Source organism: Trujillonella endophytica (assembly GCF_900110555.1).
GTDB classification, from domain to species: domain Bacteria; phylum Actinomycetota; class Actinomycetes; order Mycobacteriales; family Geodermatophilaceae; genus Trujillonella; species Trujillonella endophytica.
This window is the reverse complement of the sequence record NZ_FOEE01000002.1, coordinates 417,902-432,684: the sequence shown is the minus strand read 5'-3', so window position 1 is coordinate 432,684 and position 14,783 is coordinate 417,902. Positions and strand designations below refer to the sequence as shown.

The 14,783-nt window shown below is 71.8% G+C and carries 10 protein-coding genes; 8 read left to right on the top strand and 2 right to left on the bottom strand.

Features of this window, described 5'->3' with window-relative positions; all coding sequences use genetic code 11:
• Window positions 1-79 precede the first annotated feature (79 nt).
• From BMY88_RS04970 to BMY88_RS04955, 4 genes are all read left to right on the top strand, one after another.
• The gene (locus tag BMY88_RS04970) at window positions 80-2,092 is read left to right on the top strand and encodes an acetyl/propionyl/methylcrotonyl-CoA carboxylase subunit alpha (protein WP_091940901.1); all 2,013 of its coding nucleotides are present in this window, start codon (window positions 80-82) and stop codon (window positions 2,090-2,092) included.
• A 5-nt stretch (window positions 2,093-2,097) separates the two neighbouring features.
• Window positions 2,098-3,252 carry an acyl-CoA dehydrogenase family protein gene (locus BMY88_RS04965; protein ID WP_091940740.1) on the top strand — a complete coding sequence of 385 codons (1,155 nt, stop codon included), beginning with the start codon at window positions 2,098-2,100 and terminating at the stop codon, window positions 3,250-3,252.
• A 143-nt stretch (window positions 3,253-3,395) separates the two neighbouring features.
• A complete protein-coding gene (locus BMY88_RS04960) occupies window positions 3,396-3,641 on the top strand; it encodes a type II toxin-antitoxin system Phd/YefM family antitoxin (protein ID WP_091940738.1) in 246 nt (81 codons plus the stop codon).
• A complete protein-coding gene (locus BMY88_RS04955; RefSeq protein WP_091940735.1) occupies window positions 3,638-3,889 on the top strand; it encodes a Txe/YoeB family addiction module toxin in 252 nt (83 codons plus the stop codon). The genes BMY88_RS04960 and BMY88_RS04955 overlap by 4 nt, the downstream gene beginning before the upstream one ends.
• Before the next feature lie 22 nt (window positions 3,890-3,911).
• Here the strand turns inward: BMY88_RS04955 and BMY88_RS04950 are convergent, their stop codons facing one another.
• Window positions 3,912-4,925, bottom strand: a complete 1,014-nt coding sequence (locus BMY88_RS04950; RefSeq protein ID WP_091940731.1) for an NADPH:quinone reductase — start codon at window positions 4,923-4,925, stop codon at window positions 3,912-3,914.
• 10 nt (window positions 4,926-4,935) lie between these two features.
• Entirely contained in the window at window positions 4,936-5,301 is a 366-nt protein-coding gene (locus BMY88_RS04945) for a cupin domain-containing protein (protein ID WP_091940728.1), read from the bottom strand.
• Between the two features lie 153 nt (window positions 5,302-5,454).
• Here BMY88_RS04945 and BMY88_RS04940 point away from each other — a divergent pair, with 153 nt between their 5' ends.
• From BMY88_RS04940 to BMY88_RS04925, 4 genes are all read left to right on the top strand, one after another.
• The gene (locus BMY88_RS04940; protein WP_244524451.1) at window positions 5,455-7,302 is read left to right on the top strand and encodes a putative bifunctional diguanylate cyclase/phosphodiesterase; all 1,848 of its coding nucleotides are present in this window, start codon (window positions 5,455-5,457) and stop codon (window positions 7,300-7,302) included.
• Window positions 7,303-7,460: 158 nt separating this feature from the next.
• Window positions 7,461-7,661, top strand: coding sequence for a hypothetical protein (locus BMY88_RS04935; RefSeq protein ID WP_091940725.1), 201 nt, complete (start codon window positions 7,461-7,463; stop codon window positions 7,659-7,661).
• Between the two features lie 276 nt (window positions 7,662-7,937).
• The gene (locus BMY88_RS04930; protein ID WP_139220406.1) at window positions 7,938-10,061 is read left to right on the top strand and encodes a DNRLRE domain-containing protein; all 2,124 of its coding nucleotides are present in this window, start codon (window positions 7,938-7,940) and stop codon (window positions 10,059-10,061) included.
• The gene (locus BMY88_RS04925; RefSeq protein ID WP_170860971.1) at window positions 9,959-14,731 is read left to right on the top strand and encodes an RHS repeat-associated core domain-containing protein; all 4,773 of its coding nucleotides are present in this window, start codon (window positions 9,959-9,961) and stop codon (window positions 14,729-14,731) included. The genes BMY88_RS04930 and BMY88_RS04925 overlap by 103 nt, the downstream gene beginning before the upstream one ends.
• The last annotated feature ends 52 nt before the right edge of the window (window positions 14,732-14,783 follow it).

The window sequence follows — 14,783 nt, the reverse complement described above, 5'->3', positions numbered from 1 at the left end:
TTCCGCGCTTCTGCCCGGTGCACTTCCGCGCTTCTGCGCGGGGCTATGGGGCGGAATTGCCCGGGGGGGAGGGGTGACGATGTTCGGGACCGTACTCGTCGCCAACCGGGGCGAGATCGCCGTCCGGGTGATCCGGTCGCTGCGCGCGATGGGCGTCCGCTCGGTCGCGGTGTACTCCGACGCGGACGCCGGGGCGCTGCACACCCGGGTGGCCGACGTCGCCGTCCGGCTCGGGCCCGCACCGGCCGCGGAGAGCTACCTGTCGATCGACCGGGTCGTGGAGGCGGCGCTGCGGACCGGCGCGCAGGCCGTGCACCCCGGCTACGGCTTCCTGTCGGAGAACGTCGAGCTCGCGACGGCGTGCGAGGCGGCGGGCATCGTCTTCGTCGGCCCGCCGGTCGCCGCGATCGAGGCGATGGCCGACAAGATCCGCGCGAAGCGGACCGTGGGCGCCGCCGGGGTGCCCGTCGTGCCGGGCCGGACCGAACCCGGGATGGACGACGACGCCGTCGCCGCGGCCGCGGTCGAGATCGGCTTCCCCGTGCTGCTCAAGCCCAGCGCCGGCGGCGGCGGCAAGGGCATGCGGGTGGTCCGCGACCCCGCCGAGCTGCCCGACCAGATCGCCGCGGCCCGGCGCGAGGCCCGCGGCTCCTTCGGCGACGACACCCTGCTGGTCGAGCGCTACATCGGCGCCGCGCGGCACGTCGAGGTGCAGGTGCTCGGTGACACGCACGGCACCGTCGTCCACCTCGGCGAGCGCGAGTGCAGCCTGCAGCGGCGGCACCAGAAGGTGATCGAGGAGGCGCCGTCCCCGCTGCTGGATCCCGGCATGCGGGCGCGGATGGGGGCCGCGGCCGTCGAGGTCGCCCGCGCCGTCGGCTACACCGGCGCCGGCACGGTCGAGTTCATCGTCGACGCGGAGCGCCCGGACCACTTCTTCTTCCTGGAGATGAACACCCGGCTGCAGGTCGAGCACCCGGTCACCGAGGCCGTCACCGGCCTGGACCTGGTCGAGCTGCAGCTGCGGGTGGCCGCCGGGGAGCCGCTGCCGTTCGGCCAGGACGACGTCCGCCTCTCCGGGCACGCCATCGAGGCCCGCGTCTACGCCGAGGACCCGGCGCGCGGCTTCCTCCCGCAGAGCGGCACGGTGCTGGCGCTGCGCGAGCCGACCGGCCCGGGCGTCCGGGTGGACTCCTCGCTGGCGGCCGGGTCGGTGGTGGGCACCGACTACGACCCGATGCTGGCCAAGGTCGTCGCCTGGGGCCCCGACCGGGAGACCGCCCGCCGCCGCCTGGTCGCCGCGCTGGGCGACACCGCCGTCCTCGGGGTGCCCACCAACACCGCGTTCCTGCGGGCGCTGCTGGCCGATCCCGACGTCGTCGCCGGCGCCCTGGACACCGGGCTCATCGAGCGCCGGGGCGGGGCGCTGACCGCGGCGGGCGAGGCGCCGGCCGAGGGGCTGGCCGCCGCGGCGCTGGCGCTGCTGCTCGAGGACGAGCCGGTCGGCGCCGCCGTCGACCCCTGGGACATGCGCGACGGCTGGCGCATCGGCGAGCCGGCCTGGACGCTGCGCCGGCTGCAGGCCGCGGGCGACGAGCCGGTCGACGTGCGGGTCCGCGGGTGGGCGGGCGCCGCGGAGGTCCGCGTGGGCGACGGCCCCGCGCTGCCCGCGCGGGCGAGCCGGGACGGCGACGAGCTGACCGTGACCCTCGACGGGACGACGACGCGCTACCTCCTCGCCCACCACGACGGCACCGTGTGGCTGGCCGGGGGCGGGCCGACGGTGGCGCTGCGCGAGCACGAGCGGCTGCACGCGGCGGCCGAGGGGGGCGCTGCGAGCGGGGTGGTGACCTCGCCGATGCCGGGGACGGTCGCCGTCGTCCGCGCGGAGGTGGGCGACCGGGTGGAGGTGGGGGACCCGCTGCTGGTCGTCGAGGCCATGAAGATGGAGCACGTGCTGACCGCCCCCGTCGCGGGGACGGTCACCGAGCTCCCGGTGCCGGCGGGCCGGTCGGTCCGGCTGGACGAGCGGGTGGCCGTGGTGACGCCGGAGACCCCGGAGTCGGCGGCCGCCCAGGGCGAGGGGGGTTGAGGCAGGTGCTGGACTACCGGCTCGACGAGGAGACGGAAGCGCTGCGGACCGTGGTCCGGCAGTTCGCCCGGGAGGTGGTGGCCCCGCAGATCGGGGAGTTCTACGAGCGCGACGAGTTCCCGACGGCCATCGTGCGGCAGATGGGGGAGCTCGGGCTGTTCGGGCTGCCGTTCCCCGAGGAGTACGGCGGTTCCGGCGGCACCTACTTCGACCTCTGTGTGGCGATCGAGGAGCTCGCCCGGGTCGACAGCTCGGTGGCCATCACGCTCGAGGCGGGGGTCTCGCTGGGGGCGATGCCGATCTTCCGGTTCGGCACCGAGGAGCAGAAGCGCCGCTGGCTGCCCCGGCTGTGCTCGGGCGAGGCGCTGGCCGCATTCGGGCTGACCGAGGCCGGCGGCGGCTCCGACGCCGGCGCCACCCGCACCACCGCCCGGCTGGACGGGGACTCGTGGGTGATCGACGGCAGCAAGACCTTCATCACCAACTCCGGCACCGACCTCACCGAGCTGGTCACGGTCACCGCCGTCACGGGCACCACCGCCGACGGCGGCAAGGAGATCTCCGCGATCGCCGTCCCCTCGGGGACGCCGGGCTTCACGGTGGGGAAGCGCTACTCCAAGGTCGGCTGGAACGCCTCCGATACCCGGGAGCTGGCGTTCGCCGACGTGCACGTGCCGGCGGAGAACCTGGTGGGGGAGCGGGGCCGGGGGTACGCGCAGTTCCTGTCGATCCTCGACGAGGGGCGGATCGCGATCTCCGCGCTGTCGGTGGGGCTGGCCCAGGGCTGCGTCGACGAGTCGGTGACCTACGCCCGGCAGCGGGAGGCGTTCGGCCGGCCGATCGGCGCCAACCAGGCGATCCAGTTCATGATCGCCGACATGGAGGTGCGGGCCTCCACCGCGCGGCTGGCCTACTACCGGGCCGCGGAGCGGATGCTGCGGGGCGAGCCGTTCAAGCGCGAGGCCTCGATCGCGAAGCTGTACAGCTCCGAGGTGGCGATGGACAACGCCCGCTACGCGACCCAGGTGCACGGCGGGTACGGCTTCATGAACGAGACCCCGGTCGGCCGCTTCTACCGCGACGCGAAGGTCCTGGAGATCGGCGAGGGCACCAGCGAGGTGCAGCGGATGCTCATCGCCCGCGACCTCGGCGTCGGCTGAGTGCGGAGGGTGCGCCGGCGACTGTGCGGCTGTCCACCTCTCCCGGCGCCGGTGACGTGGACAGCTGCACGACCGGAGGGGCGGTAGCGGCTCCTCCCTCACAAGCGGTACAGTTTTTCGTACCGCCAGCCGATGGGAGTCGTATGTCGATCACCGCCAGCGAGGCTCGCCAGCGGCTGTTCCCCTTGATCGAAGAGGTCAACGACGACCAACTGGCCGTGGAGATCGTCTCGAAGAAGGGGACGGCGTTCCTGGTGTCGGCCGATGAGTACCGGTCGCTCAAGGAGACGGTCTACCTCGTGCAGTCCCCCCGGAACGCCCAGCGACTGCGGGAGAGCCTCGACGAGGTCGCGGCGGGCGGTGCGGTGGTCCACGAGCTGGCCGAGTGAGGATTGCGTTCACCAAGAACGGCTGGGAGGACTACACCAGCTGGAGCGGTGACCGAAAGACGTTGCTGCGGATCAACCGGCTGATCACCGAGGCTGCTCGGGACCCGGCGGTCGGAACGGGCAAGCCGGAGCGCCTCAGCGGTGACCTGTCCGGATGCTGGTCGCGTCGCATCGACCAGGAACACCGGCTCGTCTACACGGTGGACGGCGATCAGCTCGTCGTCCTCCAGGCCCGCTACCACTACTGATCGTCCGGCGTCCCAGCGACGGTCAGGCGGTGACGTCGATCAGGACCTTGCCGACCGCACCCGCCTCCACCGCGCGGTGGGCGTCCGCGGTCGCGGCGAGCCCGAAGACGTGCAGCGGCAGGCCGGCGTCCTCCCCGACCCCGATGGCGCGGTCGAGCACCGCGGCGTTCACGTCCTCCACGCCCATCACCTTCGCCCGCGCCGGTTCGGTGTAGACCAGCACGAAGTTCCACCGGGCGTTGGGACCCATCTGCGCCCGCACCGGGATGGTCACCTCCGCGCCGCCGTCGTCGGCGTACATCGCCACCGCGCCGTGCATGCCGATCACCTGCGCGTCGACGGCGGCGTTGCGGGCGGCGGAGACCTCGACGATCGCGTCGACGCCCTTCGGGGCGACCTTGCGGACCTCGGCGACGACGTCCTGCTGCCGGTAGTCCACGACGTGCGAGGCGCCCGCCGCCGCGGCCAGCTGCGCCTTGCGCGGGCTGCTCACGGTGGCGATCACCGTGGCGTCGGCCCAGCGGGCGAGCTGGACGGCGGCGTTGCCGACCGCGCCGGCGCCGCCCTGCACCAGCACCGTGCGACCGGTCAGCGCGCCGGGCCCCAGCCGGTCGGGGACGGCCTCGCCCAGCGTCAGGCAGCGGTGCGCGGTGAGGAACGGGATGCCCAGCGCCGCGCCGAGCTCGAAGGACGCCTCCGCGCCCAGCAGCACCGCCTGCCGGACGGGGACGACGGTGTGCTCGGCGGCCGTTCCGTGCGGGCGCTGCCAGGCGGCCTCCCAGACCCACACCCGCTGGCCCAGCACCGCCGGGTCCACCCCCTGGCCGACCGCCTCGACCGTGCCCGCGCCGTCCTGGCCGGGCACCTGCAGCCCACCGGACGGCGGGGTGCCCCGGCGGGACTTCCAGTCGGTGGGGTTGACGCCGGCGACGGCGAGCCGGACGCGCACCTCGCCCGGCCCGGGGTCGGGCACCGGCACGTCGGACACGCGCAGGACCTCGGGTCCGCCGTTCTCGCGGTAGGTGACGGCGCGCACGACCGGCTTCCTATTCCGGCTCGGGTGCCCGGAACGGGACCGCCACGCTCAGCAGCACCACCGTGTCCTCGTCGGCGTGCAGGCTGTGCCGGCGGTCCGGGATCGGGGCGACCTGCTGCGCCGACAGCTCGACCGAGGCCTCGCCGGCGACGAGCCGGGCCCGGCCGCGCAGCACGAGCAGGCTCGCCGAGCCGGGGCTCTCGTGCTCGGAGAGCTCCGCGCCGCCGCGCAGCGCGAGCACGGTCTGCCGCAGCCCGTCGACCGGGTGGGGCAGGGTGCGCGCGGCCCGGCCGGGGCCGCTGCCGGTCGCCTGGGCGAGCAGTTCCTCGGCGAGTGCCTGCAGATCGGTGGGTGGGGTGCTCGGGTCGGCGGTCATGGCCCCATCGTGTCCGAGATGCCCGGCGACGGCACGGGGGCCGGGCGCGACGGCGTCCCGGCGCCACCGCGGGCGTCGTGCGCTCCTCACCCCGCCGGGTGAGCTCCGTGGCAGAGCGCGCCAGGAGCACCGGGCCCGCGCCGATGGGGCGGTGTGAGCCTGACACTGCCCGGACGCCTCGCGGCCGTCCTTCCCGAGGGGCGCGTGCTGCCCCACGACGTCTGGCGCCGCCGGCACCGCATCGTGCTCATGGTCGCCGTCGTGCAGGCGGTGGCCCTCGGCGTGCTGGCCCTGGCGCTCGGCGAGGGGGCCCTGGCCGCCACCCTGGAGGCGGGTGCCGTCGCCTACCCGCTGGCCTTCGCGCTGCTGCCCGGGGCCGGCCGCCAGCTGCGCGCCGGAGCCGCCACGCTGAGCCTGCTCACCGCGTCGGTGCTGCTGGTCTACCTCATGGACGGCCAGACCGAGGCGCACTTCCACTTCTTCGTCGTCATCGGCCTGGTCTCGCTGTACCAGGACTGGGTGCCCTTCGGCATCGCCCTGCTGGTCGTCACCGCGCACCACGGCGTGCTCGGCACGTTGCGGCCGCACTCGGTCTTCGGGCACGAGTCGGCGTATCACCAGCCCTGGGTCTGGGCCGGGATCCACGCCGGCTTCGTGCTCGCCGCGAGCATGGCGCACCTGGCCGCGTGGCGGCTCAACGAGCAGCAGGGGCTGCGCGACCCGCTCACCGGGCTGGCCAACCGCACCCTGCTGATGGAGACCACCGACCGGCTGCTGGCCCGCTCCTCGGGCGAGGTCAGCATGCTGTTCCTCGACCTGGACGACTTCAAGGACGTCAACGACTCCCGCGGCCACGCGGCCGGTGACGTGCTGCTGACCGGCATCGCGCGTCGGCTGTCGGGCTGCCTGCGCCCGGGCGACCAGGTCGCGCGCATCGGCGGCGACGAGTTCGCCGTCGTCGTCGCCGGCGGGCCCGAGATCGCCACCGCGGTCGGGCAGCGGATGCTCGTGGCCCTCGCCGACCCGATGATCGTCGACGGCCGCCCGCTCGTCCCGCACGTGAGCATCGGTGCCGCGGGCACCGGCACCGCGCCCGAGCGGGACGCCGGTGTCCTGCTGCGCAACGCCGACCTGGCGATGTACATGGCCAAGGCGCTGGGCAAGAACCGGCTCGTCCACTACGCCGACGGCATGGCGCAGGCGGCCGGGGAGAAGGCGCGGCTGCTCGAGGACCTCGGGGGCGCCGTCTCCGGTGGCCAGCTGCGGGTGCACTACCAGCCCACCATCGTGCTGTCCGACGGTTCCACCACCGGCTACGAGGCGCTGCTGCGCTGGGAGCACCCCGAGCGGGGGCTCATCCCTCCGGTCGAGTTCATCCCGCTGGCCGAGGAGGGCGGCCTGATCGTGGAGATCGGCCGCTGGGTGCTCGAGCACGCCGCCCGCCAGGCCGTGGTCTGGTCGGCCGAGGCCGATCGGCCGATCGGCATGGCCGTCAACCTGTCGCCCAAGCAGCTCGCCGACGACGACGTCGTCGGCACCGTCTCCGACGTGCTCGCCCGGACCGGCCTGCCGGCCCGCCAGCTGACGCTGGAGGTCACCGAGGGCGTGCTCGTCCGGGACGTCGACCTCGTCGTCGACCAGCTGCAGGCGCTGCGCCGCCTCGGCGTCCGGATCGCCATCGACGACTTCGGCACCGGCTACTCGAGCCTGTCCTACCTGCGCCGGCTGCCGGCCGACATCATCAAGATCGACCGCAGCTTCGTGCAGGACCTCGACTCCGGCGGCCGCTCGACCACGCTGGTCGCCTCGATCATCGAGCTCGCCCGCAGCCTCCACCTGGAGGTCGTCGCGGAGGGCGTCGAGACGCCGGAGCAGCGCGCCGTCCTCGGTGAGCTGGCCTGCTCGCACGCGCAGGGCTACCTGTTCGGCCGCCCGCAGCCGGCGGTCGAGCACGGGCAGGCCGCCGAAGCCGCACCCGTCGCCGAGCCCGCCGCCGTGTGACCGCCGCCCACCGGGACCGCACGACCCCGCAGGGAGGAGCACGACCATGACTACCACCCGGCCCACGCCACTTTCTGGGTACGGAACCCCGCGCACCGTCCCCGCCTCCGGCGGGCGCCGCCGCCGACCCCGGCCGCCGCCCAGCAGGGGGACGCCCCGTGCAGCGCCGGCGCCTCGCCCCGGCGCAACTGTGGACCCTCGTCCTTACCGCCGTGATCGCCGTGGTCGCGACGACGGCCGGCCTCGTCGCGAGCGGCTCGGGTGGGCCCAGCCTGGAGGAGCAACTCCGCGACGTCGGCATCTATGGCGACTTCTCCGACTATTCCGACTACCCGGACGGCGACGACGTCTTCTGCTGACGCGGCGACCGCCTTCGAGCGGCGCGGCCGAGCAGGGGTTCGCACTCGACCATGCCGCTCGTGTGTTTTCCCTGGTACGGCACCGCTGCTGCGACAACGGCACCGTTGCGGCCGGTAGCGGAACGAAATTCTTCGTTAACTCTTAGTTATCACGTTGCAGTAACGACACGTACCAGAATCGTTGCTGCCGGCCAGACGCACGTCAGGCTGCCGACGCCCAGTTGGGCGACTGCCGCGCTGCCGGTCCGTCGTCTCGTGCTTCGGTCAGGAGTTCGCGTGCGTGCCCGCTCTGCCTTCAGTCTTGTTCGTCCCTGGCGTTCGAGGGGAGCAGTCGGTGTCGTCCTGAGCGCGCTCCTTGCGGTCACCATTTTGGATGCGGTGCCGGCGCAGGCCGTACCTGTCACGCCGGTACCGGCGCTGCCCTCCAGCGCCGTGGACGGCGTCTCCGACGACCCGGTGCCAGTGCCATCAGGCGTCGTGGCGCCCGAGGAGCCGGCCGTGCTCCCTCCGGAGCTGTGGGCCGACCCCGCGTTCGTTGCAGATTCGCCTGAGGTGCTGGCGGAGGTCGCCGAGGTGATGGGGCCGCCGCCTCCGGCGGTGGACACGAGTGTCGATCAATCGCCGATTCCGCTGGACGAGGAGAGCGTGGCGCTGATGGAGGCGGCGCGCACCGGGTCGCCGGTGGAGGTTCCCTCGGAGACGACCGAGACGTCGATCCGTTGGGCGCAGCCCGACGGGTCGGTACGGGTGGAGAGCGCCGCAGCACCGGTACGGACCGAGGCCGATGGCGATTGGGTGGACGTGGACACCACCCTGCGTGTCACCGAGGACGGCGTCGAGCCTGTCGCTGTGACTGGAGAGATCGTCTTCTCGCCGGGCGGCGACGTCCCGATGGCGACCATCGGAGACGACGACGCCCGCCTCAGCCTGACGTGGCCGGAGGAGCTCCCGGAGCCGGAGCTGAACGGCGACACAGCGACCTATCGGGACGTCTTCCCGGACGTCGACCTCGTCCTGACCGCGACCCGAGTGGGCTTCCAGCAGCATCTGATCGTCAACTCCCGCCCTAGCGCGGCCACGCTGAGCGAGCTGCAGTCCCTTGCGTTCGACATCGCCTCCGAGGGTGTTACCGTCGAAGAGGGCGATGGCGGCGATCTGCAGCTGGTCGACGCTAGCGGTGACGCGGTCGGCGCAGCCCTGCCTCCGGTGATGTGGGACGCGCGTACCGATGCGGCCAGCGGGGGGCCGGCGGTGGTTCGGGACATCGGCCTGGACGTCGAGGGTGCGGGCAGCGCGCAAGCGGACGCCACGCTGGTGCTGACTCCACCGCGGTCGTTCCTCACAGCCGCCGACACCGTCTACCCGGTGACGATCGACCCGACGCACTCCATCGGTGCCTGGGACAGCACGTACGTGCAGAGCAACATCGCAAACACCCCACAAGTGGGATCCGCTGAGCTGCCAGTGGGCACCTGGAACGGCGGGGGACAGAAGAACATTGCGCTCCTGCTCTTCGATGTCGAGGCGGCGCAGGATCGGGTCGTCCAGTCGGCGACGCTGTCGCTGTGGGAGATGCACTCCTATTCGTTCTCGCCGCGGTGGGTGGACATCCGCGATGCCGGCTACTGGGAGCCTTGGGTCACCTGGAACACCCGGCCGTGGATCGGAAACATCGTGGCCAATGCGAACGTCGCATACGGTCACAACTCCTCCTGCCCAGCGAACTGGGTCAACTTCAACGTCACCGGCACGCTGCAGTCCTACGCCGATCTCCGCAATGGGCGCGGGCCAGACATGCCCTTGGCGGTGACCGCGAGCAGCGACACCGACTCGTACGGCTGGAAGAAGTTCTCATCGGGCTATCAGGGGACGGCTCCTCCGACGCTGTCGTTCACCTACGACGGCAACTGCGACCAGTTCGACGGCAGTCTCGTTTGCGGCGCCATTCGCGACCGGTACTACGCGATGGGCGGCCCGAACAGCTGGCTGGGGCTGCCGGTGACCGGTCAGACCGGGGTCAACGGGGGGTCGTTCAACCACTTCGAGGGCGGCTCGATCTATGCATCGCCGTCCACCGGCGCGCACGCGATTTCCGGCGCGATCCGGGACAAGTGGGCCAGCCTGGGGTGGGAGAACTCATGGCTGGGTTTTCCGACGGCGGAGATGGTGAGCCAGTCCGGGGGCTTTCACCAGCACTTCCAGAACGGGTCGGTCTTCGCCCACCCCGCCACCGGTGTCTTCACGGTCACGGGGTCGATCCGGACAAGTGGGCGTCGCTGGGCTGGGAGAACTCCTACTTGGGGTTCCCGGTCAGTGACATCACCTCCGTCTCGGGAGGCTGGTACAGCCACTTCCAGGGCGGATCGATCTACGCCTCGGCCGCGGGCACGTTTGTGGTGAAGGGCGCGATCCGGGACCGATGGGCGGCGCTGGGCTGGCAGCAGTCGTATCTGGGGTTCCCTACTTCCGACGAGCACTGCCAGAACGGCGGCTGCTACAACCACTTCGCCGGAAACGGATCGATATTCTGGTCACCGACGACCGGGGCACACGACGTCCAGGGTGCGATCCGCAGTGCGTGGGCAGCCACCGGCTGGGAGGCCGGTTGGTTGGGCTTCCCGACGGGTGACCCCGTCTCGGTAGCCGGTGGCGGCCGTAGTGACTTCCAAGGCGGCAACATCGTCTACGACTCCGCGACGTCGCAAGCCGCCACCGGCGCCGGGACGCTGACGCACCCGACCCAGTACCAGCGGGTGACACAGGCCCGCACCCAGCTGAAGGGCACCGTGCCGGTCCGCGGTGGCGCCGAGTACGACGCCGTGCGTTTCGAGTGGCGCCCGTACACCCTGACCGTGTCGGGTGGCTGGACCAGCGTCGACGCTGCGACGCTGCGGATGCCCGATGAGAGCGCGGTGTCGGGCAGCTGGTTGCCGGTCACCACCGACGGCGCCACCAAGGTGTCGGCGACCTATACCTGGAACGCCACCGCGAGCATCCCGGCCGACGGGCTGGCTCAGGTTCGGGCCTGCTTCCTTGCGACCGACAGCGGCCAGTCGGTGCGCTGCAGCGCGGTCACCCAGATCACCGTCGACCGCGCCGGCTTGTCCGGGGCGAATTCGACAGCGCCCGCCGGGCCGGGGACGGTCGGCCTGCTGACCGGTGCCTACGCGGTTGTGGGCCGGGACGCCGACATCAGCGCCCCCCACGGTGGTCTGGCCGCGACCCGGAGCTTCGCCTCCAACGCTCCTGACCGCGCCGGTCCCCTCGGCCCGGGCTGGGGCCTGTCGCTGGCCGTGGACGAGGCCGGTGCGGACTACCCCGGCCTCACCGACCGAACCGACACCGTGCTCGTCACCCGCGGCGACGGCACCCAGATGCCGTTCGTCCGCAAGTCCGCCGCCCCCGCCGACGTCGACACCTACGTGGCCGAGGGTGAGGACAGCACCAGCGGATTCACCCTCACCTTCGCCGCCGGCGGCAACGGCACCGCGGCGAGCTACGTCCTCACCGACCTCGACGGCGACAAGGTCAACTTCCGCCGCGCCGACGGCCTGGCCGGGCACTCCAACGGAGCCCAGTTCCAGGTCGAGAAGGTCGAGGCCATCCGCGGCAAGGGCGCCAACGGCGCGGACCTGGCGCCCGCGGTCACCACCATCCTGTACACCGCGGCAGGGAACCCGCAGTGGCTGCTGGCGCCGACCGATGCGGGCGCCACTTGTACTGCGCCGGCGCCGACCCAGACGGTGGGCTGCCGGGCGCTCGAGTTCGTCTACACCGGTACCGGCGCTGCTGAGCGGCTGCAGTCGGTTCGGCTGTGGGCGCACGGTGCCGCCGCTGCGTCCGGTGGCCTGGTCACCGGCGACACCCCGGTGGGCCAGCAGACGATCGTGCTGGCCTCCTACGCCTACAACGGCGGAGGTCGACTGGCCTCGGTCACCGACCCACGATCCGGGCTGTCGGTCGGTTACACCTACCGCAGCGACGGACGGCTGGAGACCATCACGCCGGCCGGTGGAACGGCGATGTGGACCTTGGGCTATGACAGCCAGCCGCTGCCACGGCTGGTCAGCGCCACGGTGGACGACCAGCCCGACACCGGCCTGGCGGCCCAGCGGACGAGCGTGCGCTACGACGTCCCCCGCAACGGCACCAGCGCGCTGCCCAACCTGACCGCGGCCGAGGTCGGCCGCTGGGGTCAGCCGGTCACGCCCACGGACATGACGGCGGTCTTCGGCCCCGACACCGTGCCGGACGCGACCCCGACCGACACACAGTGGCGTGGCGCCCAGCTGTTCGCGCTGGACGTCAACGGCCGCACGGTCAACACCGCGAGCTTCGGCGGCACCATCGACCAGGACACCGGCCTGGACCAGGCGCCGGCCTGGCGCATCAACTCCACCGAGTACGACGCGAAGGGCCACGGCCATGTGGTCCGGTCACTCACCGCGGGGAACCGGGACCGAGCTCTGGCCGCCGCAAATGCGACAGCTGAAGCCGCGCAAGCCCGGCTGCTGGACAGTCTGAACGTCTACTCCGATGACGGTATGGACCTCCTGCGCTCCTACGGGCCGGCGCACTGGGTGGTCCCTGCCTCCGGCGGTCAGCCGGTCAGTGTTCGCTCGAGGACGGCGACCGAGTACGACAACGGTGCCGGCGCGGGCCATCCGAGCCCCGGGGTCAGCCGGCACCTCCCCGTGCGCACGATTGTCGACGCCGTACACATCAGCTCTGCGCTGCCGGCGAACTCGGTCGGTACCGAGGCCAACCTGCCGGCCTGGGACGGTCAGCGGACCACCGTGCTGGAGTACGGCGACGCCAACGCTTGGAAGTTCGGCACGCCGACGGCGACTCGCGTGTCCATGGGCGGAGGCGCGGAGATCGTCACCCGGCAGACCGTCGACGAGCTCGGTCGAACCGTGACGAGCACCCTGCCGTCGGGGGGCATGAGCACCACCACGGCGGCGACCACGTTGACCCGGTACTACGCCGCGAACAACGCCGACGGGCAGTGCGCCAACGTGGCCTGGGCGGGCATGGTCTGCAAGACCCTGCCCGGCGGCGCCCCGTCATCCGGGGCCGCACTGCTCACCAAGTGGGTCGCCGCCTACGACGTGTACGGCAACCCCACCCGGGTCGTAGAGACGGGGCCGGGTGTCACCCGCACGTCCGACACCGCCTACGACTCCGTCGGCAGAGCTCGTCGCAGCTCGATCACCGCCACCGGCCTCGAGGCTGGCCAGTCGCGTCCGACGGTCGAGACCACCTACACGGCGGCCGGCCTGGTGGCGCTGACCCGAGTGCTCAACCCCGACGGCACCGTCGGTGGCGACGTCGCCCAGGGCACCGGACCGATCGACCGCACCTACGACGCCTACGGCCGAGTCACCTCCTATACCGACGGCACCGGTCTTACCACGACATCTACGTACGACTCGGTGGGCCGGCTTGGCACGGTCAGCAACGAGGCGGGCACCCGGACGATCGGCTATGGCGGTGCTGGTGAGCGCAGCCTGCCCACCAGCATCGACGTCACCGAGGTTGGCACGTTCGCCGCGCGCTACGGGGCCGACGGAGCGCTGGTGCGGGAGTCGTCGCCGGGCGGGTTCACCGCCACAACAATTCGCGGCGCCGACGGGGCGGCGACGAGTTTGAGCTACCACCGGGCCGGGTCGGACGGCGCCAGTGTCGAGTGGCTGCGGTCGACGGCGGCCTTCACCGCCTTCGGTCAGGTGGCGAGCTATCGGTTGGTGACGGCGACCGGAGTCGACCGAACCACCCGCTACGGCTACGACGGCATGGGCCGGCTCACCAGCGCCACCGACACCACCGCACTGGACGGCAACAGGCTACCTACGGGGCCGTCGTGTACCCGCAGCTACGCGTTCGACGTCAATAGCAATCGGACGGGCCTGGCTCAGTCGGCTACTGCGGGGGCGCCGGCTGGCACCTGTCCGGCGAGCATCCCGGCGTCGGACGCCTACGGATACGACACTGCTGACCGGCTGCTGGGCCCAGCGGGCAGCCAGCGAGCCGCGCTGCGCTATGACGCCTTCGGTCGCACGCGCACGCTGCCCTCAATCGACGCGGTCGACCAGGGTGGCGACGTCGGCATCGACTACTACGCCGACGACCTTGTCGCGGCGCTGACGCAGGGCACCGGCACCTCGGTGTTCGGGCTGGACGCCGCCGCGCGGCGCACAGTGCGGACGGATACCGACACGACCACCCTCGGCGTGGCTCTGCGGACAGTGAGCCGCTACACCGGCGACGACGACAACCCCGCCCTCGTCACGGAGACCGACAACTCGGTGACCCGCAACATCACCGGCTTCGGCGGGCTCGCAGCGATCGTCACCGACAGCACCACCGCTGGCGCCGCGGTGCAGGTCCAGCTGGCCAACCTGCACGGCGACATCATCGCCACAGCGCCCGCCACCGCGGTGGCACCGACTGACATGGCCGTCACTGAGACCACCGAATACGGCCAGACCCGCACCGCGCCCGCGGCCAGCACCACTCAGTCCCGCTACGGCTGGCTCGGTGCATATCAGCGGGATGGAAGTGGAGTAGGCGGTCTTGTGCTTATGGGGGCACGTCTGTATGTGCCCGCGGCTGGCCGCTTCTCGAGCCTTGACCCGGTGTACGGAGGGAACGCCAACGCCTATGTCTACCCAAGTGATCCAAATCTTAGCTACGACTTGGACGGACGACACACAGTTACATGCACGGTCACGGCTGATCGCATCTCGGTTTCGACGCACGCCCGGGAGCAGGGGCTAAACCGAATCAACGCCCGCTCAACAACGCGTTGCTCGGACAGGGCCTACAGGGTCGTGTTCATTAATCTCTATAAACTGCAAGGCACCGGGTGGGTCAGAGTTGGTGGATCCGTCTCAGCCTATGGCGGTCGCGACAGAACTAAGCTCTTCACTGCATCGGCGCCCTGTGTGAACGGTTTGTACATGAGTCTCGTGACCCTAAGATTTTTCGTCGATCCGTGGCATCACCCCGCTCCCGCCTATGCAACTACTAGGACCTACGGTAATGTCACCAACTGCAACCCGCTTTAGACGGAGGCGTGACCTGATGCAGTCAAAGCGACGGGGGAGGGCTAACCTCCAC